Source organism: Streptomyces sp. NPDC043853, from assembly GCF_056436025.1.
Window position 1 is genome coordinate 53306 of record NZ_JBWKDJ010000017.1, and the last position, 22987, is coordinate 76292.

The 22987-nt window shown below is 71.5% G+C and carries 22 protein-coding genes and 1 pseudogene; 16 read left to right on the plus strand and 7 right to left on the minus strand.

Annotation, left to right across the window (positions count from 1 at the left end):
* Positions 1 to 3: 3 nt before the first annotated feature.
* On the minus strand, positions 4 to 2091 hold the full coding sequence (gene tkt / locus AC067U_RS32405) for a transketolase (RefSeq protein ID WP_478833389.1): 2088 nt from the start codon (positions 2089 to 2091) through the stop codon (positions 4 to 6).
* Positions 2092 to 2413: 322 nt separating this feature from the next.
* On the opposite strand from tkt, the gene AC067U_RS32410 reads away from it, so the two are divergent.
* The 3 genes and pseudogenes from AC067U_RS32410 (at position 2414) to AC067U_RS32420 (ending at position 5200) form a co-directional block, all read left to right on the plus strand.
* On the plus strand, positions 2414 to 3355 hold the full coding sequence (locus AC067U_RS32410) for a heme o synthase (protein WP_478833390.1): 942 nt from the start codon (positions 2414 to 2416) through the stop codon (positions 3353 to 3355).
* Between the two features lie 15 nt (positions 3356 to 3370).
* Positions 3371 to 3694: pseudogene (locus AC067U_RS32415) on the plus strand (hypothetical protein); the annotation flags it as partial.
* A 396-nt stretch (positions 3695 to 4090) separates the two neighbouring features.
* The gene (locus AC067U_RS32420; RefSeq protein ID WP_478833391.1) at positions 4091 to 5200 is read left to right on the plus strand and encodes an amidohydrolase family protein; all 1110 of its coding nucleotides are present in this window, start codon (positions 4091 to 4093) and stop codon (positions 5198 to 5200) included.
* Here the strand turns inward: AC067U_RS32420 and AC067U_RS32425 are convergent.
* The 4 genes from AC067U_RS32425 to AC067U_RS32440 all read right to left on the minus strand — a co-directional run bounded on the left by AC067U_RS32425 (position 5197) and on the right by AC067U_RS32440 (position 9188).
* On the minus strand, positions 5197 to 6156 hold the full coding sequence (locus AC067U_RS32425; protein WP_478833392.1) for a COX15/CtaA family protein: 960 nt from the start codon (positions 6154 to 6156) through the stop codon (positions 5197 to 5199). The two genes, AC067U_RS32420 and AC067U_RS32425, sit on opposite strands and share 4 nt — an antisense overlap.
* 44 nt (positions 6157 to 6200) lie before the next feature.
* Complete coding sequence (locus tag AC067U_RS32430) at positions 6201 to 7334, minus strand: hypothetical protein (RefSeq protein WP_478833393.1); 1134 nt, start codon at positions 7332 to 7334, stop codon at positions 6201 to 6203.
* A 71-nt stretch (positions 7335 to 7405) separates the two neighbouring features.
* Positions 7406 to 8173: an ABC transporter permease gene (locus AC067U_RS32435; protein ID WP_478833394.1), complete on the minus strand. Its 768-nt coding sequence runs from the start codon at positions 8171 to 8173 to the stop codon at positions 7406 to 7408.
* An 88-nt stretch (positions 8174 to 8261) separates the two neighbouring features.
* Positions 8262 to 9188 (minus strand): ABC transporter ATP-binding protein, encoded by a 927-nt coding sequence (locus tag AC067U_RS32440; protein WP_478833395.1) that lies wholly within the window; start codon positions 9186 to 9188, stop codon positions 8262 to 8264.
* A 264-nt stretch (positions 9189 to 9452) separates the two neighbouring features.
* On the opposite strand from AC067U_RS32440, the gene AC067U_RS32445 reads away from it, so the two are divergent.
* The 9 genes from AC067U_RS32445 (at position 9453) to AC067U_RS32485 (ending at position 17654) form a co-directional block, all read left to right on the plus strand.
* Positions 9453 to 10208, plus strand: coding sequence for a helix-turn-helix transcriptional regulator (locus tag AC067U_RS32445; protein ID WP_478833396.1), 756 nt, complete (start codon positions 9453 to 9455; stop codon positions 10206 to 10208).
* Complete coding sequence (gene sufB, locus AC067U_RS32450; protein ID WP_478833397.1) at positions 10205 to 11620, plus strand: Fe-S cluster assembly protein SufB; 1416 nt, start codon at positions 10205 to 10207, stop codon at positions 11618 to 11620. Before AC067U_RS32445 ends, sufB begins: the two co-directional genes overlap by 4 nt.
* A gap of 85 nt (positions 11621 to 11705) precedes the next feature.
* Positions 11706 to 12884 carry a Fe-S cluster assembly protein SufD gene (gene sufD / locus AC067U_RS32455; RefSeq protein WP_478833398.1) on the plus strand — a complete coding sequence of 393 codons (1179 nt, stop codon included), beginning with the start codon at positions 11706 to 11708 and terminating at the stop codon, positions 12882 to 12884.
* A complete protein-coding gene (locus AC067U_RS32460) occupies positions 12884 to 13201 on the plus strand; it encodes a non-heme iron oxygenase ferredoxin subunit (protein ID WP_393579114.1) in 318 nt (105 codons plus the stop codon). Before sufD ends, AC067U_RS32460 begins: the two co-directional genes overlap by 1 nt.
* A 7-nt stretch (positions 13202 to 13208) precedes the next feature.
* Positions 13209 to 13973, plus strand: a complete 765-nt coding sequence (sufC, locus tag AC067U_RS32465) for a Fe-S cluster assembly ATPase SufC (RefSeq protein ID WP_478833399.1) — start codon at positions 13209 to 13211, stop codon at positions 13971 to 13973.
* Positions 13970 to 15226 carry a cysteine desulfurase gene (locus tag AC067U_RS32470; protein ID WP_478833400.1) on the plus strand — a complete coding sequence of 419 codons (1257 nt, stop codon included), beginning with the start codon at positions 13970 to 13972 and terminating at the stop codon, positions 15224 to 15226. The genes sufC and AC067U_RS32470 overlap by 4 nt, the downstream gene beginning before the upstream one ends.
* A 52-nt stretch (positions 15227 to 15278) precedes the next feature.
* Positions 15279 to 15743, plus strand: a complete 465-nt coding sequence (sufU, locus tag AC067U_RS32475) for a Fe-S cluster assembly sulfur transfer protein SufU (protein WP_478833401.1) — start codon at positions 15279 to 15281, stop codon at positions 15741 to 15743.
* The gene (locus AC067U_RS32480) at positions 15740 to 16084 is read left to right on the plus strand and encodes a metal-sulfur cluster assembly factor (protein ID WP_393579108.1); all 345 of its coding nucleotides are present in this window, start codon (positions 15740 to 15742) and stop codon (positions 16082 to 16084) included. Before sufU ends, AC067U_RS32480 begins: the two co-directional genes overlap by 4 nt.
* A gap of 181 nt (positions 16085 to 16265) precedes the next feature.
* Positions 16266 to 17654 (plus strand): DUF3616 domain-containing protein, encoded by a 1389-nt coding sequence (locus AC067U_RS32485; RefSeq protein WP_478833402.1) that lies wholly within the window; start codon positions 16266 to 16268, stop codon positions 17652 to 17654.
* On the opposite strand, the gene AC067U_RS32490 is transcribed toward AC067U_RS32485, so the two are convergent.
* Positions 17641 to 18765, minus strand: coding sequence for a DUF7544 domain-containing protein (locus AC067U_RS32490; protein WP_478833403.1), 1125 nt, complete (start codon positions 18763 to 18765; stop codon positions 17641 to 17643). The genes AC067U_RS32485 and AC067U_RS32490 overlap by 14 nt on opposite strands.
* 97 nt (positions 18766 to 18862) lie before the next feature.
* Here AC067U_RS32490 and AC067U_RS32495 point away from each other — a divergent pair, with 97 nt between their 5' ends.
* Together AC067U_RS32495 and AC067U_RS32500 are read left to right on the plus strand one after the other, a co-directional pair.
* Positions 18863 to 19183, plus strand: coding sequence for a DMT family transporter (locus AC067U_RS32495; protein ID WP_478833404.1), 321 nt, complete (start codon positions 18863 to 18865; stop codon positions 19181 to 19183).
* Positions 19183 to 19731: a TetR/AcrR family transcriptional regulator gene (locus tag AC067U_RS32500; protein WP_478833405.1), complete on the plus strand. Its 549-nt coding sequence runs from the start codon at positions 19183 to 19185 to the stop codon at positions 19729 to 19731. The genes AC067U_RS32495 and AC067U_RS32500 overlap by 1 nt, the downstream gene beginning before the upstream one ends.
* Positions 19732 to 19755: 24 nt before the next feature.
* On the opposite strand, the gene AC067U_RS32505 is transcribed toward AC067U_RS32500, so the two are convergent.
* Positions 19756 to 20634: a winged helix-turn-helix transcriptional regulator gene (locus AC067U_RS32505; protein ID WP_478833406.1), complete on the minus strand. Its 879-nt coding sequence runs from the start codon at positions 20632 to 20634 to the stop codon at positions 19756 to 19758.
* Positions 20635 to 20757: 123 nt separating this feature from the next.
* Here AC067U_RS32505 and AC067U_RS32510 point away from each other — a divergent pair, with 123 nt between their 5' ends.
* Complete coding sequence (locus AC067U_RS32510; RefSeq protein WP_478833494.1) at positions 20758 to 21984, plus strand: MFS transporter; 1227 nt, start codon at positions 20758 to 20760, stop codon at positions 21982 to 21984.
* Between the two features lie 9 nt (positions 21985 to 21993).
* The gene (gene dapD / locus AC067U_RS32515; protein ID WP_478833407.1) at positions 21994 to 22977 is read left to right on the plus strand and encodes a 2,3,4,5-tetrahydropyridine-2,6-dicarboxylate N-succinyltransferase; all 984 of its coding nucleotides are present in this window, start codon (positions 21994 to 21996) and stop codon (positions 22975 to 22977) included.
* The last annotated feature ends 10 nt before the right edge of the window (positions 22978 to 22987 follow it).

Genomic DNA, 22987 nt, shown 5'->3' on the forward strand with positions numbered 1-22987 from the left:
GCGTCAGCGCGCGGCGGCGGCGAGCGATTCCCGGGCGGCGGCGGCCACGTTCTCGGGCGTGAAACCGAACTCGCGGAACAGCACCTTGGCGTCCGCCGAGGCACCGAAGTGCTCCAGCGAGACGATCCGGCCGGCGTCCCCGACGTAACGGTGCCAGGTCAGGCCGATGCCCGCCTCGACCGCCACTCGAGCCTTGACGGAAGGCGGCAGGACGCTGTCCTTGTACGCCTGTTCCTGCTCCTCGAACCACTCCACGCAAGGCATCGAGACCACGCGGGTCGGGATGCCCGCGGCCTGGAGCTGCTCGCGGGCCTCGACGGCCACGTGCACCTCGGAGCCGGTGCCGATGAGCACGACCTGGGCGTCGCCGCCGTCCGCCTCGAACAGCACGTAGCCGCCCTTGGCGGTGTCCTCGTTGGCCTCGTACGTCGGCACGCCCTGGCGGGTCAGCGCCAGGCCGTGCGGGGTGCCCTTGCCGTACACCTTGGTGTGCCGCTTGAGGATCTCGCGCCAGGCCAGTGCGGTCTCGTTCGCGTCGGCCGGCCGGACCACGCTCAGGCCCGGGATGGCGCGCAGCGAGGCCAGGTGCTCGACCGGCTGGTGGGTCGGGCCGTCCTCGCCGAGGCCGATGGAGTCGTGCGTCCACACGTAGGTCACCGGCAGGTGCATCAGCGCCGAGAGGCGGACCGCGTTGCGCATGTAGTCGGAGAACACCAGGAAGGTGCCGCCGTAGATGCGGGTGTGGCCGTGCAGCGCGATGCCGTTCATGGCCGCGGCCATGGCGTGCTCGCGGATGCCGAAGTGGATGGTGCGGCCGTACGGGTCGGCCTCCGGCAGCGGGTTGCCCGTCGGCAGGAACGAGGAGTTCTTGTCGATGGTGGTGTTGTTGGAGCCGGCCAGGTCGGCCGAGCCGCCCCACAGCTCCGGGATGACCCCGCCGAGCGCCTGCAGCACCTTGCCGGAGGCGGCACGGGTGGCGACACCGGTACCGGACTCGAAGACGGGGAGCTTCTGCTCCCAGCCCTCGGGCAGCTCGTTGGCGTTGACGCGGTCGAACCGCTCGGCGTGCTCCGGGTTGGCGGTGCGCCAGGCGGAGAAGTCCTTCTCCCAGGCGGCCTTGGCCTCGCGGCCCCGGTCGAGCGCCTTGCGGGTGTGGGCGATGACCTCGTCGGCCACCTCGAAGGCCTGCTCCGGGTCGAAGCCGAGGACGCGCTTGGTGGCGGCCACCTCGTCGTCGCCGAGCGCCGAGCCGTGCGAGGCCTCGGTGCCCTGGGCGTGCGGGGCCGGCCAGGCGATGATCGAGCGGGCGGCGATGAAGGACGGACGCCCGGTCTCGGCCTTGGCCGCCTGGATCGCGGCGTACAGGGCCTTCGGGTCGAGGTCGCCGTTCGGCTGCTGGGCCACGCGCTGGACGTGCCAGCCGTACGCCTCGTAGCGCTTGCAGGTGTCCTCCGAGACGGCGGTCTCGGTGTCACCCTCGATGGAGATGTGGTTGTCGTCCCAGAGCAGGACCAGGTTGCCCAGCTTCTGGTGACCGGCCAGGGAGGAGGCCTCGGCGGAGATGCCCTCCTGGAGGCAGCCGTCACCGGCGATGACGTAGACCATGTGGTCGAAGGGCGAGGTGCCCGGCGCGGCCTCCGGGTCGAACAGGCCGCGCTCGTAGCGGGCGGCCATGGCCATGCCCACGGCGTTGGCGATGCCCTGGCCGAGCGGGCCGGTGGTGGTCTCGACGCCGGCCGTGTGGCCGTACTCCGGGTGGCCGGGGGTCTTGGAGCCCCAGGTGCGGAACGCCTTCAGGTCGTCCAGCTCCAGCCCGAAGCCGCCCAGGTAGAGCTGGGTGTACAGGGTGAGGGAGGAGTGGCCCGCGGAGAGCACGAACCGGTCGCGGCCGACCCACTCCGGGTCCGCCGGGTCATGTCGCATGACCTTCTGGAAGAGGGTGTACGCGGCGGGCGCGAGGCTCATCGCCGTGCCGGGGTGTCCGTTCCCGACCTTCTGGACCGCGTCCGCGGCCAGGATGCGGGCGGTGTCAACAGCCCGCCGGTCCAGTTCGGTCCATTCGAGCTCTGTGGTGGTCGGCTTGGTGCTCACCGTGGGTCAGGGCTCCTCTCCACATGTTTGGTTGTCCCGGTGACGAACGGTGCACCGGCGCGATTCCGAGCCTACCCTCGCCGCAGCGTGCAGCTATTCGAGTGCCTCCGCTCCGTCACCACCCTGTCACCTTTGGATCACCGGACCGGGTGCTGAGGTTCGTGTTGCGGCGCTCGGCCCAACACGGGACGACCCCCGCGCGGGGCGACGCAAGGGCAGCGTCTAGAGTGGCGTGGTACGCGCAAGTCTTTACCGGACCGTCATGCCATCTCCCCACGAGTCCGGATGGAGTCTTGCTGGGAGTCTTTCGTCAGGGGTGTGCGTGACGGCCGTCGAATCCCGTCCAGCGGGGGTACTCGGGACGAGCCCCGATCACCGGCCGCTCGGGGCCCGGGTCATGGCTTTCGTGGCGCTGACCAAGCCGCGGATCATCGAGCTGCTGCTCATCACCACCGTGCCGGTGATGTTCCTGGCCGAGCAGGGCGTGCCCTCGCTCTGGCTGGTCCTCGCCACCTGCATCGGCGGTTACCTGTCGGCGGGCGGCGCCAACGCGCTGAACATGTACATCGACCGCGACATCGACGCGCTGATGGACCGCACCGCGCAGCGGCCGCTGGTGACCGGCATGGTCAGCCCGCGCGAGGCGATGGTCTTCGGCATCACCCTGGCGGTGGTGTCCACGCTGTGGTTCGGCCTGCTGGTGAACTGGCTCTCGGCCGCGCTCGCGCTCGGCGCGCTCCTCTTCTACGTGGTCGTCTACACGATGCTGCTGAAGCGGCGCACCACCCAGAACATCGTCTGGGGCGGGATCGCCGGCTGCCTGCCGGTGCTCATCGGCTGGTCCGCGGTGACGAACTCGATGTCCTGGGCCGCGGTCATCCTCTTCCTGGTCATCTTCTTCTGGACCCCGCCGCACTACTGGCCGCTGTCCATGAAGGTGAAGGACGACTACGCGCGGGTCGGCGTGCCGATGCTGCCGGTGGTCGCCGGGAACAAGGTGGTCGCCCGGCAGATCGTCCTCTACAGCTGGGTGATGGTGGCCGTCTCGCTGCTGCTCACCCCGCTGGGTTACACCGGCTGGTTCTACACCTCGGTGGCGCTGGTGGCGGGCGGCTGGTGGCTGTGGGAGGCGCACGCGCTGCAGGCGCGCGCGAAGGCGGGCGTGACCGGCGCGAAGCTCAAGGAGATGCGCCTGTTCCACTGGTCGATCACGTACGTGTCGCTGCTGTTCGTGGCGGTGGCCGTGGATCCCTTCCTCCGCTGATTACTCACCGGTAGCATGCCTGTCATGGCAGCAGACACGAAGCAGGAGCGCACCGCGGCGAAGCTCGCCAGGCAGATCGGTGCGTTCTCCAAGGAGCACGGCGGCGCCGAGGGGCAGCTCGCGCACATCGGTCAGGCGGGCACCCGGATCGTGCTCGTCGGAGAGGACGGGGGCTGGGGCGACCTGGTGGCCCCGACCTACGAGGTGGCGCAGCTCGCGGCGGAGAAGGCGGGGCTGAGCCTTCAGGAGGCCTTCGACGGCGAGATGGCCGCGAAGGTGAAGACCGGGCCGTACGAATGGACCCGGATGGCGGGCATCCAGCTGGGCGGGCGGCCCAATCCGGTGGACGTGCCGGTGGCGGTCGAGCCCGAGCCCGAGCCCGAGCCCGAGGCCGTGGCGGAGCCGGCCAAGGAGGCCGAGCCCGAGGCGGCGGCCGCCTCCGCCGAGGCGAAGCCCGAGTCTGCCGACGAGGCGGAGCCGAAGAAGCCCGAGGCTTCGGCCTGAGCCGCTGACCCCTTTGGCGGCGGGCGGGGTCCCGGTGCGGTAAGGCTGCGCGAGCCCTCGGCGGACCGGGGTGCCATGTGCCCACCCGTGCCCTGCGGCACGCCTGCCCACACGGCGGGGCGACTGCCCGCACGGTGGTGCGAACGCCCCCGCGCGGCGGAGCAACACTTTGGGGCGGGTCACCCGTTAGGTGGGTGGAAGTGCTGTCCGCTGCCGCAACGGGATGACCCGATGATCGAAATGCCGCCCCTGGTGGACCAGTACTGTCATGGCGTGCTGCGTACGGAGCTCGGGCTCGGGACGTTCGAGGCCGCGCTGGGGCGGGGTGCGCCGGCCGCCGGGACGACCTTCTTCGACAGCCAGCTCGGCTTCGCCGTGCGCCGCTGGTGTCCGCCGCTCCTCGGGCTCGAAGCGCACTGTCCGCCGGCGCGCTACCTCGCGCGGCGGCGGGAGCTCGGGGTGCTGGAGTCGGAGCGGCGGCTGCTGCGCGGCTCCGGGACCGGGACGTACCTGGTGGACAGCGGCGGGCCGGGCGATCTGACCCGGCCCGCGGAGCTCGCCGCCGCGGCGGAGGCCGAGGCCTACGAGATCGTCCGGCTGGAGCCGCTCGCGGAGCGGGCGGCGGACGGTGCGGACGGCGTCGCCTCGTTCCTCGCCGCCCTGGCCGAGGCGGTGCACTCCGCCTCCCGTTCCGCCGTCGCCTTCGCCGGTACCGGGGCCGGCTGCACCGCCGTGGCCCTCGCACCCGAGCCGCCCGGTCCGGGCGAGGTGCGCGGTGCCGCCTCCCGGTGGCTGGCGCTGCGTACCCGGGGCGGGCCGGTGCGGGATCCCGTACTGCTGCGGCACCTGCTCTGGAGCGCGGTCGCGACCGGGCTGCCGCTGCAGCTGCACCCCGACCCCCGGGAGCGGCTCGACCACATCGATCCGGCCCTGCTGACCGGGTTCGTACGGGCCGCCGCCGGGCTGGGCACGGACCTGGTGCTGCGGCACGGGCATCCGTACCACCGGCACGCGGCGCAGCTGGCCGCCGTCTTCCCGCACGTGTACGCCGACCTCGGGCCGGCCCTCGCGCACACCGGGGCCCGGGCCGCCGCGGTGCTCGCCGAACTCCTCGAACTCGCGCCCTTCGGCAAGCTGCTGTTCTCCAGCGCGGGCCGGCGGCTGCCCGAACTGCACGTGGTGGCCGCCCGGGCCTTCCGCGAGGCGCTGGGCCGGGTACTCGGCGGCTGGGTGGCCGACGGCGCCTGGTCCCGGCAGGACGCGGACCGGGTGGCGGCGATGGTGGCGGCGGGGAACGCCCGCCGCCTCTACCGTCTGGAGGACACGGCCGGGGGCTGCTAGGCCGCGGCCAGGGCCTGGTCCGGCCGGGCCGGGATCTCGGGCCCGTCGGCCGGGCGCTCGCGCAGGCTCAGGGCCAGCCGCACTACGGCGATCCACACCAGGCAGGAGCCGAGCATGTGGGCGCCCACGAGGACCTCGGGGAGCTGCGTGAAGAACTGGACGTAGCCGACGGCCCCCTGGGCGAGCAGCACGACCAGCAGGTCGCGGGCCCGGGCCCGGGTGTCCGCGGGGGCGTCCACCACGCGCAGCACCAGCCACATCGCCACGGCCAGCGCGCAGACCGCCCAGGCGGCGATCGCGTGCACGTGCGCGGTGGTCTCCCAGTCGAAGGCCATCCGCTTGACCTCGCTGCTGTCACCGGCGTGCGGCCCGGAACCGGTCACCACGGTGCCGACCGCGATCAGCACCAGGGTCACGGCCGTCAGCGCCCAGGACAGCTTGCGCACCGGGCCGGGTACCCGCGGACGCGGAGCGCCGTCGCCCTCGCGGGTGCGCTGCCAGGTGACCGTGGTCACCGCGATCAGCGCGGTCGCGAGCAGGAAGTGGCCGGCCACGCTGTAGGGGTTGAGGCCGGTCTTCACGGTGATGCCGCCGAGGACGGCGTTGCCCAGGACCACGAAGAACTGCGTCCAGCCGAGCCGGGTCAGCGAACGGCGCCACGGCTTGGCCGAGCGGGCGGCCAGGATGCACCAGCCGACCGCGGCGCTCACCACGTAGGTGAGCATCCGGTTGCCGAACTCGATGACGCCGTGGAAGCCCTGGGCCTGGGTGGTGATCAGGCTGTCGTCGGTGCACTTGGGCCAGGTGTCACAGCCGAGACCGGATCCGGTCAGCCGGACCGCGCCACCGGTCACGACGATGGCCACGCTCATGACGAGCGCGGCCAGCGCGGCCCGCTGGACGATCCGGGGTGACGGGGTCCAGCGGGTGGCGATGAATGCGAGGGGGTTCAACACGCCCCATATCGTAGGCGAACCCTTGTGCAAACTTTCACGAGGGGTCAGGCGGGGGCGCCGCCCGACTCCGGCCCGACGAGCAGCCGGAACCGCGCCCCGGCCGGGTCGCCCTCCTCCTGCCACCAGAGGTGGATGCGCCAGTACCCGGAGGAACCGGGGTAATCAGGGGAATTCCGCCAGCCCTGCATCAGTTCGGATGCCACGTCCTCCGCGGTCCGGTTCCGCACTTCCGCCGCGCTGTGCCACGGGTGGGCAAGGGCGGTCCACAGCCCGTCCGCGCCCCGCACCTCGAACCGCCACACCGCCAGCCACGGGGTGACCTCCAGCATCGTGGCCACGTGCTCCGGGTCCAGCCGCAGCCCGGCGGCGATCCGGTCCTCCGGCACCCCCTGGATGCGGCCCGCCACCACCGCCTGCGGCAGCAGCCGTTCGGGCAGCAGGCCCTGCGACCGCAGCTGCACCAGCGCGTCGAAGGACAGGAAGCGCAGCCGCAGTTCCAGCTGGCGCGCGAGGTGGTCGAGGGCCTCCTCGGCCTCCTGCGCCGCCTCCGGGCCCGGGCCCGACAGCAGCAGCGCGCGGAACCCGCCCTCGGCGTCCACCGCCCAGGCCACCGCCTCCTCGGTCCGGCCGAGCTCGGCGAGCCGGTCCCCGAGGAACACCTTGGCCTGTGCCAGCCCCCGCCGGTTGACCACCTCGTGCTGGTCCAGGCCGGCCCAGACGTCCACGGCCGTCCTGGTCAGGCCCAGCGCCCGTTCCCCGGCCGCCCGCTCCATCGGGCTCGGCCCCTCCTCGGCCGCCGCGCCCAGCGGGTAGCGCGGCCACCGCAGCCCGTCGCTGAGCGGCCAGGACAGCCAGACCGCCTGGTTGATCAGCCCGCGTGCGTACCAGCGGGTGTACTCCGGAGCGTGCGCCGCCGCCTGCTCCCCGTACCGCAGGGCCTCCTCGACGGCGGACAGCGCCCCGGGCCGGTCCCCTTCGGCGAACCGGCGGGCCGCCAGGTCGCCGAGCCGCAGGCCCAGCCGGGCCGCGCACTCGGGATCGCTGCGGGCCGGCTCCCGCAGCGCGCCGATCAGCTCGGCCAGCAGCCGGTCGGCCTCCGCCGCCTCCGCGTGTTCCTCCCCCGAACGGATGCGTGCCCATTGTTCGTCCAGCCGAAGAACGGCCTCTCGCTGCGCCATGCCGCCCCCCGGCGTCAACTCATGTGGTCAGGCGTACATCCTCCGGCACGGTCAGGCCGGGTGGAAGGGATTCATTCCCAGCGGAACCAGCGGGCCGCCGCACCCAGCCCCAGCACCGACCAGCCGGCCAGCACCGCGACGTCGCCCCAGGGCGGCGAGGCCCCCTCCCGGAGCACCTCGCGCAGCCCGTCGGACAGCGCCGAGATCGGCAGCAGGCCGAGCACCGCCTGGACCGCGCCGGGGAACTTCTCCAGCGGCACGATCACCCCGCCGCCCACCAGGAGCAGCAGGAAGACCAGATTGGCGGCGGCCAGCGTCACCTCGGCCTTGAGCGTGCCGGCCATCAGCAGCCCGAGCCCGGAGAAGGCGGCCGTGCCGAGCAGGAGCAGCAGCGCCACGGACAGCGGGTTCCCCTGCGGGGACCAGCCCAGCGCCAGGGCGATCACCGTGAGCAGTGCGACCTGGAGCACCTCCGTGACCAGCACGGACAGCGTCTTGGCGGCCATCAGCGCCCAGCGGGGCAGCGGCGAGGCGCCGAGCCGCTTGAGCACCCCGTAGCGCCGGTCGAAGCCGGTGGCGATGGCCTGCCCGGTGAAGGCGGTGGACATGACGGCGAGCGCGAGCACGCCGGGGGCGAGGAAGTCCACGGACTTCCCCTCGCCCGTGTCGACGATGTCCACCACCGAGAACAGGCTCAGCAGCAGGGCCGGGATGATCACGGTGAGCAGCAGCTGTTCGCCGTTGCGCAGGAGCATCCGGGTCTCCAGCGCCGTCTGCGCGGCGATCATCCGGGCCACGGGTGCGGCCCCCGGTGCGGGGGTGAACGTGCCGGCGCTCATCCGCGCAGCTCCTTGCCGGTCAGTTCCAGGCTGTGTCCTGCCGGGGGGCAACCCCGGGACCCCCGGCAGGGCCGAGTCGTGTGCCGGGTCATGCGCGCAGCTCCTTGCCGGTCAGCTCGAGAAAGACGTCCTCCAGGGTGTGCCGCTCCACGGAGAGGCTGTCCGGCATCACGCCGTGCTGGGCGCACCAGGAGGTGACGGTGGCCAGCATCTGCGGGTCGACGTCCCCGGTGATCCGGTAGGCGCCGGGGAGGAGCTCCGCGGCCTGGGTCCCGTCCGGCAGGGCCTTGAGCAGCGAGGCCAGGTCCAGGGCGGGGCGGCCGGTGAAGCGCAGGGTGTTCTCGGCACCGCCGCGGCACAGCTGCTCGGGGCTGCCGTGGGCTATGACCCGGCCCGCGTCGATGATCGCGACCTCGTCGGCGAGCTGTTCGGCCTCGTCCATGTGGTGGGTGGTGAGGACGACGGTGACCCCGTCGGAGCGGAGTTCCTCGACCAGGTCCCAGGTGGCGCGGCGGGCCTGCGGGTCCATGCCGGCCGTGGGTTCGTCGAGGAAGACGAGCTCGGGGCGGCCGACCACCGCCAGGGCCAGCGCCAGGCGCTGCTGCTGGCCGCCGGAGAGCCGGCGGTACGGGGTCCGGCCGCAGCCGCCCAGGCCCAGCCGTTCCACCAGGGAGTCCACGTCGAGCGGGTCGGCGTGGAGGCGGGCCATGTGGCGGAGCATCTCGACGGCGCGGGCGCCGGAGTAGACCCCGCCGGACTGGAGCATCACGCCGGTCCGGGGGCGCAGGGCGGCGGCGTCGGCGACCGGGTCGAGCCCGAGGACGCGGACGGTGCCCGCGTCGGGGCGGAGGTAGCCCTCGGCCGTTTCCACGGTGGTCGTCTTGCCCGCGCCGTTGGGACCGAGGACCGCGGTGACCGAGGACGCCGGGACGGTGAGGTCGAGTCCGTCCACCGCGGTCTTGGGTCCGTACCGTTTCACCAGTCCGCGGATCTCCACGGCGGGGTCATTGCTCATGCCGGTGAGTCTACGGAGCCGCGGAAGGGCGCCTTCGCGCCGGGGGAGGGGCCATTTCCGGCCGCCGTCGGGAATTCGACGTTCCTTCACGGCCCGTCACGCCGGCGAATTCCACCGTTGCGGAATCCCCGGCGAAGGCTTCGGAATGTCAACCTCCGTTTAACTCTCTGTGCATAGATTAGGTAACCCTTAGTGATGGAGGACACCAGGAGTGGCATCCGTCACGGGTTGTCGGGCCTCAGGTAATTACGCAACAATGGCGTTGTGAAAAACGGCGAACGGCTGACCGAGGCCCCCCAGGGGGAACTCGCGACCGGGGAGCGGTCCACCCGCAACCGGGTCGCGCGGTCCATCCTGGACCACGGTCCGTCCACCGTCGCCGACCTCGCCCAGCGTCTCGGCCTCACCCAGGCCGCCGTCCGCCGCCATCTCGACACGCTCGTCGCCGACGACGTGGTCGCACCCCGTGAGCAGCGCGTGTACGGCACGCGCACCCGTGGGCGACCCGCCAAGGTGTTCGCGCTGACCGACTGCGGACGTGACGCCTTCGACCAGTCCTACGACAAGCTCGCCGCGGACGCACTGCGCTGGATCGCGCAGGCCGCCGGCGGAGGCGAGCAGGGCGAGGCCGCGGTGGCCGCGTTCGCGAAGGCGCGACTGGACGCACAGGCGGAGGCATACCGGGAAGCCGTCGATGCGGCCGCCCCCGCGGAGCGCACCGAGGCACTGGCCAAGGCGTTGACCGTGGACGGGTACGCTGCTACAGCGAAGAGCGCTCCCGGTCCGCACAGCGGTGAACAGCTCTGTCAGCACCACTGCCCGGTCGCGCACGTCGCCGAGCAGTTCCCGCAGCTGTGCGAGGCGGAGACCGAGGTCTTCTCGCGCCTGCTCGGGACGCATGTGCAGCGTCTCGCCACGATCGCCCATGGCGACGGGGTGTGTACGACCTTCATTCCGCGAAGCGCCGCACAGGCACACACGTCAGTATCTGCAAGCACGGCCGGGAGGAAGCCCGCATGACCACGGAGATTGCTCACCCTGAACTTGAGGGCCTGGGCAAGTACGAGTACGGCTGGGCCGACTCCGACGCGGCCGGTGCCGCGGCCAAGCGGGGTCTGAACGAGGATGTCGTCCGCGACATCTCCTCGAAGAAGAACGAGCCCGAGTGGATGCTCAAGCTCCGCCTCAAGGGCCTGAAGCTCTTCGACAAGAAGCCCATGCCGACCTGGGGTTCCGACCTCTCCGGCATCGACTTCGACAACATCAAGTACTTCGTGCGTTCCACCGAGAAGCAGGCCGCTTCCTGGGACGAGCTGCCCGAGGACATCAAGAACACGTACGACAAGCTCGGCATCCCGGAGGCGGAGAAGCAGCGCCTCGTCGCCGGTGTCGCCGCCCAGTACGAGTCCGAGGTCGTCTACCACCAGATCCGCGAGGACCTGGAGGAGCAGGGCGTCATCTTCGTCGACACCGACACCGCGCTGAAGGAGCACGAGGAACTCTTCAAGGAGTACTTCGGCACCGTCATCCCGGTCGGCGACAACAAGTTCGCCTCGCTGAACACGGCCGTGTGGTCCGGCGGCTCCTTCATCTACGTGCCGAAGGGCGTGCACGTCGAGATCCCGCTGCAGGCCTACTTCCGGATCAACACCGAGAACATGGGCCAGTTCGAGCGGACGCTGATCATCGTCGACGAGGACGCCTACGTCCACTACGTCGAGGGCTGCACCGCCCCGATCTACTCCTCGGACTCGCTGCACAGCGCCGTGGTCGAGATCATCGTGAAGAAGGGCGGCCGCTGCCGCTACACGACCATCCAGAACTGGTCGAACAACGTCTACAACCTGGTCACCAAGCGCGCCGTGGCGTACGAGGGCGCGACCATGGAGTGGATCGACGGCAACATCGGTTCCAAGGTCACCATGAAGTACCCGGCCGTCTACCTGATGGGCGAGCACGCCAAGGGCGAGACCCTCTCCATCGCCTTCGCGGGCGAGGGCCAGCACCAGGACGCCGGCTCCAAGATGGTCCACATGGCGCCGAACACCTCCTCCAACATCGTCTCCAAGTCGGTGGCGCGAGGCGGCGGCCGCACCTCCTACCGCGGCCTGGTCGAGATCGGCGAGGGCGCCCCGGGCTCCAAGTCCAACGTGCTCTGTGACGCGCTGCTGGTCGACCAGATCTCCCGCTCGGACACGTACCCGTACGTCGACGTCCGCGAGGACGACGTGACCATGGGCCACGAGGCGACCGTCTCCAAGGTCTCCGACGACCAGCTCTTCTACCTGATGCAGCGCGGCATGACCGAGTTCGAGGCCATGGCCATGATCGTGCGCGGCTTCGTCGAGCCCATCGCCAAGGAGCTGCCGATGGAGTACGCGCTGGAGCTGAACCGGCTGATCGAGCTGCAGATGGAAGGCGCGGTGGGCTGACGCCTCCCGGTTCCCGCAGCTAGCGGCCCGCTCCACCAGGCGGGCCGAGGATCGCAATACGTAGGAAGAGAGCAAGACGACAGCCATGGCTGAGGCTCAGAACATTCCGGCGGGTTCCACCACCGCCGGCGCGATCGCGGTGGCCGCCGAGTCCACCGTCGCCACCCGGATGAGCGCGCCCCCGTCCTTCGACGTGGCCGACTTCCCCGTGCCGCACGGCCGCGAGGAGGAGTGGCGGTTCACCCCGCTGGAGCGCCTCCGCGGCCTCCACGACGGCACCGCGGTCGCCAACGGCACCATGAAGGCCCAGATCGACGCGCCCGAGGGCGTCACCGTCGAGGCCGTCGACCGTGACGACGAGCGCGTCGGCAAGGCCGGAACCCCGGTGGACCGGGTCTCCGCCCAGGCCTTCTCCGCGTTCGCCAAGGCCACGGTCGTCACCGTGCCCAAGGAGACCGTCCTCGCCGACCCGATCCGCGTCGCCCTGCACGGCGAGGGCGGCACGACCTTCGGCCACACGGTCTTCGACATCAAGCCGTTCGCCGAGGCGGTCATCGTCATCGACCACACCGGTGACGGCGTGCGCGCCGCCAACGTCGACATCCTCGTCGGCGACGGCGCCAAGGTCACCTTCGTGTCGGTGCAGGACTGGGACGACACCGCCGTCCACACCTCCCAGCACAACGCGCTGGTCGGCCGCGACGCCTCCTTCAAGTCCGTGGTCGTCACCTTCGGCGGCGACCTGGTCCGCATCCACCCGCGGGTGAACTACGCGGGCACCGGTGGCGAGGCCGAGCTCCTCGGCCTGTACTTCACCGACGCCGGCCAGCACCAGGAGCACCGCCTCCTGGTCGACCACGACGTGCCGCACTGCAAGTCCAACGTGACCTACAAGGGCGCGCTCCAGGGCGAGGGCGCGCACGCGGTCTGGATCGGTGACGTCCTCATCGAGAAGACCGCCGAGGGCACCGACACCTACGAGCTCAACCGCAACCTCGTCCTCACCGACGGCGCGCGGGTCGACTCGGTGCCGAACCTGGAGATCGAGACCGGCGAGATCGTCGGCGCCGGCCACGCCTCCGCGACCGGCCGCTTCGACGACGAGCAGCTGTTCTACCTCCAGGCCCGCGGCATCCCGGCCGGCGAGGCCCGCCGTCTGGTGGTCCGCGGCTTCTTCGCCGAGCTCGTCCAGCAGATCGGCGTCCCGGACGTCGAGGAGCGCCTGATCGCCAAGATCGAGGACGAACTCGAGGCGTCCGTCTGATGACCTACGTCAAGGCCTGCGCGCTGAGCGAGCTCGAGGAGAACACCCCCAAGCGGGTGGAACTCGACGGTACGCCCGTGTCCATCGTCTCCACCGAGGGCGAGGTGTTCGCGATCCACGACATCTGCTCGCACGCGAACGTCTCCCTGTCGGAGGGCGAGGTCGAGGACTGCCAGATCGAGTGCTGGCTTCACGGATCGGCCTTCGACCTGCGCACCGGCAAGCCGTCCGGGCTGCCCGCGACGCGCCCCGTCCCCGTTTACCCCGTAAAGATCGAAGGGGACGACGTGCTCGTCTCCCTCACCCAGGAGTCCTGAGGCACCCATGGCAACGCTTGAAATCAACGACCTGCGCGTTTCCGTCGAGACGGAGAACGGCTCCCGCGAGATCCTCAAGGGCGTCGACCTGACCGTCAAGCAGGGCGAGACGCACGCCATCATGGGCCCCAACGGCTCGGGCAAGTCCACCCTGGCCTACTCGCTGGCCGGTCACCCGAAGTACACCATCACCGGTGGCACCGTGACCCTCGACGGCGAGGACGTCCTGGAGATGTCCGTCGACGAGCGCGCCCGCGCCGGCGTCTTCCTCGCCATGCAGTACCCGGTCGAGGTCCCCGGCGTCTCGGTCTCCAACTTCCTGCGGACCTCGGCCACCGCCATCCGCGGCGAGGCCCCCAAGCTGCGCACCTGGGTCAAGGAGGTCAAGGAGGCCATGGAGCGTCTCTCCATGGACCCCTCCTTCGCCGAGCGCAACGTCAACGAGGGCTTCTCCGGCGGTGAGAAGAAGCGCCACGAGATCCTCCAGCTGGAGCTCCTCAAGCCGAAGATCGCGATCCTCGACGAGACCGACTCCGGCCTCGACGTCGACGCCCTGCGCATCGTCTCCGAGGGCGTCAACCGCGTCCGCGAGACCGGCGAGGTCGGCACCCTGCTGATCACGCACTACACGCGCATCCTGCGCTACATCAAGCCCGACTTCGTGCACGTGTTCGCGAACGGCCGCATCGCCGAGTCCGGCGGCGCCGAGCTCGCCGACCAGCTGGAGGCCGAGGGCTACGACAAGTACGTGAAGGGTGGCGCGACCGCGTGACACAGCTGCCTGGCCTCCTCGACATCGAGGCGATCCGCAAGGACTTCCCCCTGCTGGATCGTGTGGTCCACGACGGGAAGAAGATCGTTTACCTGGACAACGCTGCGACCTCGCAGAAGCCGCGCCAGGTGCTCGACGCGCTGAACGCCTACTACGAGCGGCACAACGCGAACGTGCACCGCGGCGTGCACGTGCTCGCCGAGGAGGCCACGGCACTGTACGAGGGCGCCCGCGACAAGGTGGCCGCCTTCATCAACGCGCCGAGCCGCGACGAGGTGATCTTCACCAAGAACGCCTCCGAATCGCTCAACCTGGTCGCGAACATGCTCGGCTGGGCCGACGAGCCCTACCGGGTCGACCGCGACACCGAGATCGCCATCACCGAGATGGAGCACCACTCCAACATCGTTCCGTGGCAGCTGCTCGCGCAGCGCACCGGCGCGAAGCTGAAGTGGTTCGGCCTGACCGACGACGGCCGGCTCGACCTGTCCAACATCGAAGAGGTCATCACGGAGAAGACGAAGATCGTCTCCTTCACGCTGGTCTCCAACATCCTGGGCACGGTCAACCCGGTCGAGGCGATCGTCCGGCGCGCCCAGGACGTCGGCGCCCTGGTGCTGATCGACGCCTCGCAGGCCGCCCCGCACATGCCGCTGGACGTGCAGGCCCTCGGAGCCGACTTCGTGGCCTTCACCGGCCACAAGATGTGCGGCCCGACCGGCATCGGCGTCCTCTGGGGCCGCCAGGAGCTGCTGGAGGACCTGCCCCCGTTCCTCGGCGGCGGCGAGATGATCGAGACCGTCTCGATGCACTCGTCCACCTACGCCCCGGCGCCCCACAAGTTCGAGGCGGGCACGCCCCCGATCGCCCAGGCCGTCGGCCTCGGCGCGGCCGTGGACTACCTGACCTCGATCGGCATGGAGCGCATCGCGGCCCACGAGCACGCGATCACCGAGTACGCGGTGAAGCGCCTGCAGGAGGTTCCCGACCTGCGGATCATCGGCCCCACCACGGCCGAGGACCGCGGCGCGGCGATCTCCTTCGTGCTCGGCGACATCCACCCGCACGACGTCGGCCAGGTCCTGGACGAGCAGGGCATCGCGGTCCGCGTGGGACACCACTGCGCCCGCCCGGTCTGCCTGCGGTACGGAATTCCGGCGACCACGCGAGCGTCGTTCTACCTGTACTCCTCTCCGGCGGACGTCGACGCGCTGATCGACGGGCTGGAGCACGTACGGAACTTCTTCGGCTGACCGGGCCGGATCAAGGACCACGAGGCGACGAGGACAGGACGACGAGGCCGCTGTGAAGCTGGATTCGATGTACCAGGAACTGATCCTGGACCACTACAAGCACCCGCACGGGCGTGGCCTGCGCGACGGTGACGCCGAGGTGCACCACGTCAACCCGACGTGCGGCGACGAGATCACGCTGCGCGTGAAGTACGACGGCGACACGCTGACGGACGTCTCGTACGAGGGCCAGGGCTGCTCGATCAGCCAGGCCAGCGCGTCCGTGCTGAACGAGCTGCTGGTGGGCAAGCAGCTCGCCGAGGCGCAGAAGATCCAGGCGACCTTCCTGGAGCTGATGCAGTCCAAGGGCAAGATCGAGCCCGACGAGGCGATGGAGGAGGTGCTGGAGGACGCGGTCGCGTTCGTCGGCGTCTCCAAGTACCCCGCGCGCGTGAAGTGTGCCCTGCTGAGCTGGATGGCGTGGAAGGACGCGACGGCCCAGGCGATGGGTGACGGAGCGGAGAGGAATTCGGCATGACCGAGAACGCGGCGCCCGAGGCGTCCATCAAGCCGGCCACGGAGGAGGAGGTCCGCGAGGCCCTCTACGACGTGGTCGACCCCGAGCTGGGCATCGACGTCGTCAACCTGGGCCTGATCTACGGCATCCACATCGACGACGCCAACATCGCGACCCTGGACATGACGCTCACCTCGGCGGCCTGCCCGCTGACGGACGTCATCGAGGACCAGGCCAAGTCCGCGACCGAGGGCATCGTCAGCGAGCTCCGGATCAACTGGGTCTGGATGCCGCCGTGGGGCCCGGACAAGATCACGGACGACGGCCGCGAGCAGCTCCGCGCGCTCGGCTTCAACGTCTGAGTCTGAGGGCCCTCCCGCCCTCCCCGAAGGCCCCCGGTGGTTTCCGCCGGGGGCCTTCGGCGTGTGCTGCCTTCGGCGTGCGCTGTTCGTCTGCCGTACGGACGGCGTGTGCCACGTGTTGGGATCCGGATCGGAGCCTTCTCCTCGGCATTCACGCCGACGGTTCGAGGAGAGGCTCCCGGTGCAGGTTTTCGTTTCGCAGGTGGCCCGGCGGGGCGCGGTGACAGCGGGAGCGGCCGTGCTGGCCCTGGCGGGTTTCGGGGCGCCGCCCGCGCAGGCCGTGACGTACGGGACGCCGACGATCTCGCTGTCGGCCGGATACCTGACGGGTGCCGTCGGCGCGGTGGGCGACCCCGTCGTGAACGTGACCGTCGGGCAGAGCGGGGCCGATGCGTCGGCCCTGACCGTGGCCGCGTCGGCGAGCAGCAAGACCTCCGTGGCCGGCACCGCCGACGTCACCGTGACCGGCACCGGCGCGGTCCGGCAGCTCGCCGTCAGCGCGCGCGGCCGCGGCTACACCAACCTCACGATCAAGGTGACCGGGCTCGGCGGCAAGACCGCCACCAAGACCCTGTCCTACGCGGCCTCCGCCGCCGTGCAGAACCCGGCCGACGTCCGCTACCTGACCGGGGCCTCGGACTCCTCGGCGGCCGTGGACCTCGGCGGCGGCTACGCCGTCGTCGCCGACGACGAGTCCAACGTGCTGCGCCTGTACAACCGTTCCGTCTCCGGCGCGCCCCTGCGGACCTGGGACTTCAGCTCCCGGCTCGGGGTCACCAAGGAGGTCGACATCGAGGGCGCCACCCGGGTCGGCAACACCATCTACTGGACCGGCTCGCTGGGCAACAACAAGGACGGCGAGTACAAGGCCCCCCGCAACACCGTGTTCACCACCACGGTGACGGGCTCCGGCTCCGGCGCCCAACTGACGTTCGGCGGTGCGTACAAGAAGCTCCGCGAGGACCTCGTCGCCTGGGACACCGCGAGCGGCGGCCGCTACGGCTTCGCGGCCGGTACCGCCACCGGCCAGGTGCCCAAGCAGATCGACGGGTTCAACGTGGAGGGCCTGGAGTTCGCGCCCGGCTCCACCACCACCGCCTACCTCGGCTTCCGCGCCCCGCTGGCGCCGACCGTCCCGGGCGGCAAGGCGCTGCTGGTGCCCGTCACCAACATGGACAAGGTCGTCGGCGGGGCCAAGGCCGTCTTCGGCGCACCGGTCGAGCTGGACCTCGGCGGCCTCTCGGTCCGCGACATCCGCAAGAACGCCGCCGACCAGTACCTGATCCTGGCCGGCTCCTGGGCCGCGGACGACAACACCGACCCGTACGCCGTCTACTCCTGGGACGGCGTCGCCGGCCACGTGCCGGTCAAGCGTGCCGACCTGCCGACCACGGACCCGGGCGGCTGGGAGGCCATCGTGGACGTGCCCGACCTGTCGGTGGCGGGCGCCCGGGTGCAACTGATCACGGACAACGGCTCGGCGGACCTGTACGGGGACGGCGTCGAGGCCAAGGACCTCACCCACCCCGAGTGGAAGAAGTCCCGGGCCGCGTGGTTCACCCTGTCCTGAGGTCCGTGCCGGGCTCGTCGGCCGTGTCGGGCGTGACCCCCGCCGCGGCCGCGAGCAGGCCCGAGACCAGGTCCTCCTGACGGATGCGCTGGTCGACGTAGAGGAGCGTGGTGGCCAGCTGCGTCAGGCCCGGGAAGGCGAGCTGGCTCAGCGCGCTGCCGGCGACGGAGAGCAGCATGGTCACGGCGAAGACGATGATGATCCCGGCGGTCCCGTCGTCCCCCGCCGTCACGGCCCCCATGGTGGGGACCATGAGCACCATGGTGACGATCGCGACCAGGAACTGGATGACGTACGACAGCACCACGGCCACCAGCGAGACCAGCAGGACGGTGCCGAAGGTCCGCCACCAGTTGCCGCGGACCAGCTTCGCCGAGCGGCGCATGGCGGTGACCGGGCCGAGCGCCTCGCAGACGGCGGCGGCCGGGGCCAGGCAGTAGCGGATCCAGACCCAGGCGGCGTAGGGGCTGCCGAGCAGGAGCAGCAGCGGGAACAGCGTGACCGGCGAGGCATCGTCCCCGCGGGACACGAACAGGATCGTGAGCAGCCCGAACGCCGCCAGGGGAGCGGCGGCGAGCAGCCCGGTCAGCAGCAGGGTGCCGAGCACCGACCACACCCGGGGCCAGGCCCGGGCGAACATCATGCGGACGGTGACCGGGTTGCCGACCACCGCCTCCTGGACCAGGGCCGTCAGTCCGGCACTGGCCAGGGACATGACCCAGAACACCAGGAGGACGGCCACCACGCCCAGCGGGATGAAGGTGGCCAGCACCGCGGGTGTGTGCTCGGGCGCGGGACCCCGGGAGTCCGCGGTGAACCACTGGTCGAAGTGGTCGCCGGCGATGGCCACGCCGATCGCGATGAGCGCCACGACGGCCAGGACCAGGGCGAAGTACAGGGCCAGCACGAAGCCGGCGATCTGCTTCCGGTGGCGGAACAGGATGGTGAAGGAACCGCCGAAGACGTCGCCGACGCCCAGCGGCCGCAGCGGGATGATCCCGGGCTGCGGCGGCAGCCAGGCGGGGGCGCCCCATCGGGGCGCGGCGTACGGCTGCGGTTGCGGGTGCGGCTGTCCCGGCTGTTCCGGGATGCCCCCCTCGTTCTGTGACACGTCCTGCTCCGTTTGCTTCCCGTCCCCTGATCTGCGGGGACACCCTATCCCCCGACTTTGCGTACGGTCGTACATAACGTTGTGTACGCTTGTACGCATGCCTTATGTACTGCTCGCCCTGGCCATCACGGCAGAGGTCGCCGGGACCACCGCCATGAAGTACAGCGACGGCTTCACGAAGCTGTGGCCCTCGCTGGGCACGGCAGTGGGCTACCTGCTCGCCTTCACCCTGCTCGCGCAGACCCTGAAGTCCATGTCGGTGGGCACCGCCTACGCCATCTGGGCGGGCGTCGGCACCGCCGCGATCGCCGCCATCGGCGTGCTCTTCCTCGGCGAGACCGCCACCGCCGCGAAGATCGCCGGAATCGTGCTGGTCATCGCCGGAGTGGTGCTGCTGAACCTCGGCGGGGCGCACTGATGGCCGGCGCGGTCCGCCGCTACGACCCCGCCCGGCGGGACCGGATCATCGACGCGGCGATCCGGGTGGTCGGGGCCAAGGGCATCGCCGGCCTGAGCCACCGGAGCGTGGCCGCCGAGGCGGACGTACCGCTCGGCTCCACCACGTACCACTTCAGGACCCTGGACGAGCTGCTGGTGGCGGCCCTGCGCCGGGCCAACGAGGGCTTCGCCGCCGCGGTCGCGGCGAGCCCCGTGCTGGCCGATCCGGCGGCGGACCTGCCCTCGGCACTGGCCCGGTTCCTCGGCGAGCTCCTCGCGGCGGACCGCGGGCGGGCGGAACTCGAGTACGAGCTCTACCTCGCGGCCCTCCGGCGCCCGGCCCTCCGCCCGGTCGCGGCGGAGTGGTGCGAGGCCATGGCCGGCGCGCTGGCCGCCCGTACCGACCCGGCCACGGCGCGGGCGCTGGTGGCCGTACTGGACGGGATCACCCTGCAGGTGCTGCTCACGGACATGCCGTACGAGGAGGAGTACGCCCGGGAGGTCCTGGCGCGGGTGCTGCGCGCCTGAGGTCCGCCGCGCCCCCGGGGTGCGTCAGGCGGCGGCGCGGACCGCGGCCAGGGCCGCCGCCACGCTCGCCTCGATGTCCTGGATCGGGTACAGCACCTCCCGCACCACCCGGTCCCGCCCCACCACCAGGGTCAGCCGCTTCAGCCGGCTCACCCCCGCGGCGCGGAAGGTCGGCAGCCGGAGCGCCGCGGTCAGGTCCAGTTCCGCGTCCGAGAGCAGCGTGAACCGCAGCCCCTCCTGCTCGGCGAACTCCCGCTGCTCGTCGGGGCGCTGGGTGGACACCCCGTGCACCGTCGCGCTGGCCGCGGTGAACTCCGCCAGCTGGTCGCGGTAGGTGCAGGACTCGAAGGTGCAGCCGCGCGCGCCGGGGATCGAGCCCCAACCGGGCGGGTACGCCTCGGCGCGCGCATAGGCGCCGGGGAAGCAGTACAGGACGGTGAAGTCCGTGTCCGCGGACACCGGATCCGTCATCCCGCCGAACCGGTCCGGCAGCAGCAGCTCCGGCAGTTCGCTCCCGCGCAGTCCGTGCACCCGGGCCGCCTCCCGCGAGGCCGCCTGTGTGGTCGCCGTCATCTCTCCCTCTCCCAGGATCCAGGTGTCTCCCCAGTCCTGGAGGGCGACCAGGACCGGGAGCAGCGCGCGCCCGCGCGGGGTCAGCCGGTACGCGTGCCGCACCGGGCGGTCCTGGTACGGCTCCCGCACCAGGACCTCCGCCTCCACCAGCAGCCGCAGCCGCTCGGCGAGCACCTTCCGGGACACCCCCAGCTCGCGCTGGAAGTCCTCGAAGCGGTGCGTGCCGCGCGCCGCGTCGCGCACGATCAGCAGCGTCCACCAGTCGCCCACCACGTCCAGGGCCTGGGCGATCGAGCAGTCGGCGTCGTCGAGCCGGGTGCGCTGGGCCATGGCCGTTCCCTCCGTCGTCCGTTGACCCGAGGCTGTCATGTTGGCATAGTCAGTTCCCAAAAGGAACTCACTAGTCGGGCGGGCGGTGCCCGTACCTGACCACCGGGGGGTGGCAGCAGCGTGCTGCAAGGACTCAAGGACGTACCGAGAGCGGTCTGGCTGCTCTCGGTCGGGACGTTCGTCAATTCCGCGGCGGCCTTCACCTTCGTCTTCGTCTTCGTGTACCTGACGGGGCCGCGCGGGCTGGGGCCGGCCGAGGCCGGCCTCGTCAGCGGCATCGGCGGCCTCGGCACGGTCGCCGGGAACTTCACCGGCGGCTGGTTCGGCGACCGGTTCGGGCATCGCCGGGTGCTGCTCGGCGCCGCCACCCTCGGCGGAGCCGTGCTGACCCTGCTCCCCCTGCTGCCCACTGCCGCCCTGTACGCGGCCCTGCCCCTCGCCCAGTACGCCCTCGGCGTGCTGCGCGCCGCGAACTCCGCACTGGTCGCGGTGATCGTTCCGGAGGGGGCCCGGCGACAGGCCTTCGCCGTCGTGCGCTGCGCGGGCAACGGCGGCTTCGCCCTGGGGCCGCCGCTGGGCGCGCTGATGGCGACCGGCCTCTCGTACGGCTGGCTGTTCGTCGCGGACGGGCTGGGCACCCTGGCGATGGCGTTGTGGACCGCCCGGGTCGTACCGGCGCGCGGCGCCGCCCGAGTCTCCGCGGCCCCGGACGGGGGTCGGGGCCGCGGGATCCTCGCCGAACTCCGGGCCCGCCCCGCCCTGCTCGTGCTGCTCGGCGCGATCCTGGTGACGGACGTGGTCTACCGGCAGCAGTACTCGACCTTCCCCGTCGTCCTGGCCGGGCACGGCCTGGACATCGGAGCCTTCGGCCTGATCATCGCGCTCAACGGGCTGGTGATCCTGCTCCTGGAACTGCCCGCCGCGGTGGCCCTGCGGAACCTGCCGCCGCTACGGGTCGTGGGCACCGGCCTGCTGCTCGTCGGCGCCGGGTACGGAGCCCTGCTCCTGGGCGTCGGCACCGCCACCGCCGTCACCATGATGGTGCTGCTCAGCCTCGGCGAGATCCTCTACAAGACCACCGCCACCGCCTATGTGGCGGACCAGGCCCCCGCTCATGCCGTCGGGCGCTTCCAGAGCCTGTACGCCGGGGTCTCCGTCAGCGGTGTGGTGCTCGCCGCGCCGCTGGGCGGAACCCTCTACTCGGCGGCGCCGGGCCTGCTCTGGCCGCTGTGCGCCCTGCTCGCGGCGGGGGCCGGCGTGGCCGTGCTGGCGACGGGCGCGCGACCGGACCGGCGGCCGACACGACCGGCACATGAGACCGGTTCGCGACGGCGGGCCGTCGCCGGTTAGGTTTCCCGTATGACTGCTACGCGTACCACCGGCGCCGTCGCCGCCGGACTTGCCACCATCGCCGCCGACGGCACCGTTCTCGACACCTGGTTCCCGGCCCCCGAGCTGGTCGAGGAGCCGGCCGCCCCGGCCGGCACCGAGCGCCTCTCCGCCGACCAGGCCGTGGAGCTCCTGGGCGCGGCCGCCGCCAAGGCGATCCGCTCGGACGCCGTCCGCGGTGTCGAGGTCGTGGCCGTCCGCACGGTGATCGCCTCCCTGGAGGACAAGCCGCTGGACGCCCACGACGCGTACCTGCGCCTGCACCTGCTGAGCCACCGCCTGGTGAAGCCGCACGGCCAGAACCTGGACGGCGTCTTCGGCCTGCTGGCCAACGTCGCCTGGACCTCGCTGGGCCCGGTCGCCGTCGACCAGGTCGAGACCGTCCGCCTGAACGCCCGCGCCGAGGGCCTGCACCTGCAGGTCACCTCGATCGACAAGTTCCCGCGGATGACCGACTACGTCGCCCCCAAGGGCGTGCGCATCGCCGACGCCGACCGCGTCCGCCTCGGCGCGCACCTCGCCGAGGGCACCACCGTGATGCACGAGGGCTTCGTCAACTTCAACGCGGGCACCCTCGGCACCTCCATGGTCGAGGGCCGGATCTCCGCGGGCGTCGTCGTCGGCGACGGCTCCGACATCGGCGGCGGCGCCTCCACCATGGGCACCCTGTCGGGCGGCGGCAAGCAGATCATCTCGATCGGCGAGCGCACCCTGATCGGCGCCGAGGCGGGCATCGGCATCGCCCTGGGCAACGAGTGCGTCGTCGAGGCCGGCCTCTACGTCACCGCCGGCACCCGGGTCACCCTGCCGGACGGCCAGGTCGTCAAGGCCCTGGAGCTCTCCGGCGCCGACAACATCCTCTTCCGCCGCAACTCGGTCACCGGTGCCGTCGAGGCCCGCCCGTACAAGGCGAACTGGGGCGGCCTCAACGAGGTCCTGCACAGCCACAACTGACCCGCGGGGC

What these genes read in the sequence shown, in the direction of transcription:
- AC067U_RS32420 (WP_478833391.1), top strand. Translation starts at nt 4,091, where the DNA reads ATGATCGAAATGCCGCCCCTGGTGGACCAGTACTGTCATGGCGTGCTG.
- AC067U_RS32430 (WP_478833393.1), bottom strand. Translation starts at nt 7,334, where the DNA reads ATGGCGCAGCGAGAGGCCGTTCTTCGGCTGGACGAACAATGGGCACGC.
- AC067U_RS32435 (WP_478833394.1), bottom strand. Translation starts at nt 8,173, where the DNA reads ATGAGCGCCGGCACGTTCACCCCCGCACCGGGGGCCGCACCCGTGGCC.
- AC067U_RS32440 (WP_478833395.1), bottom strand. Translation starts at nt 9,188, where the DNA reads ATGAGCAATGACCCCGCCGTGGAGATCCGCGGACTGGTGAAACGGTAC.
- sufB (WP_478833397.1), top strand. Translation starts at nt 10,205, where the DNA reads ATGACCACGGAGATTGCTCACCCTGAACTTGAGGGCCTGGGCAAGTAC.
- sufD (WP_478833398.1), top strand. Translation starts at nt 11,706, where the DNA reads ATGGCTGAGGCTCAGAACATTCCGGCGGGTTCCACCACCGCCGGCGCG.
- AC067U_RS32460 (WP_393579114.1), top strand. Translation starts at nt 12,884, where the DNA reads ATGACCTACGTCAAGGCCTGCGCGCTGAGCGAGCTCGAGGAGAACACC.
- sufC (WP_478833399.1), top strand. Translation starts at nt 13,209, where the DNA reads ATGGCAACGCTTGAAATCAACGACCTGCGCGTTTCCGTCGAGACGGAG.
- AC067U_RS32480 (WP_393579108.1), top strand. Translation starts at nt 15,740, where the DNA reads ATGACCGAGAACGCGGCGCCCGAGGCGTCCATCAAGCCGGCCACGGAG.
- AC067U_RS32495 (WP_478833404.1), top strand. Translation starts at nt 18,863, where the DNA reads ATGCCTTATGTACTGCTCGCCCTGGCCATCACGGCAGAGGTCGCCGGG.
- AC067U_RS32500 (WP_478833405.1), top strand. Translation starts at nt 19,183, where the DNA reads ATGGCCGGCGCGGTCCGCCGCTACGACCCCGCCCGGCGGGACCGGATC.
- AC067U_RS32505 (WP_478833406.1), bottom strand. Translation starts at nt 20,634, where the DNA reads ATGGCCCAGCGCACCCGGCTCGACGACGCCGACTGCTCGATCGCCCAG.
- dapD (WP_478833407.1), top strand. Translation starts at nt 21,994, where the DNA reads ATGACTGCTACGCGTACCACCGGCGCCGTCGCCGCCGGACTTGCCACC.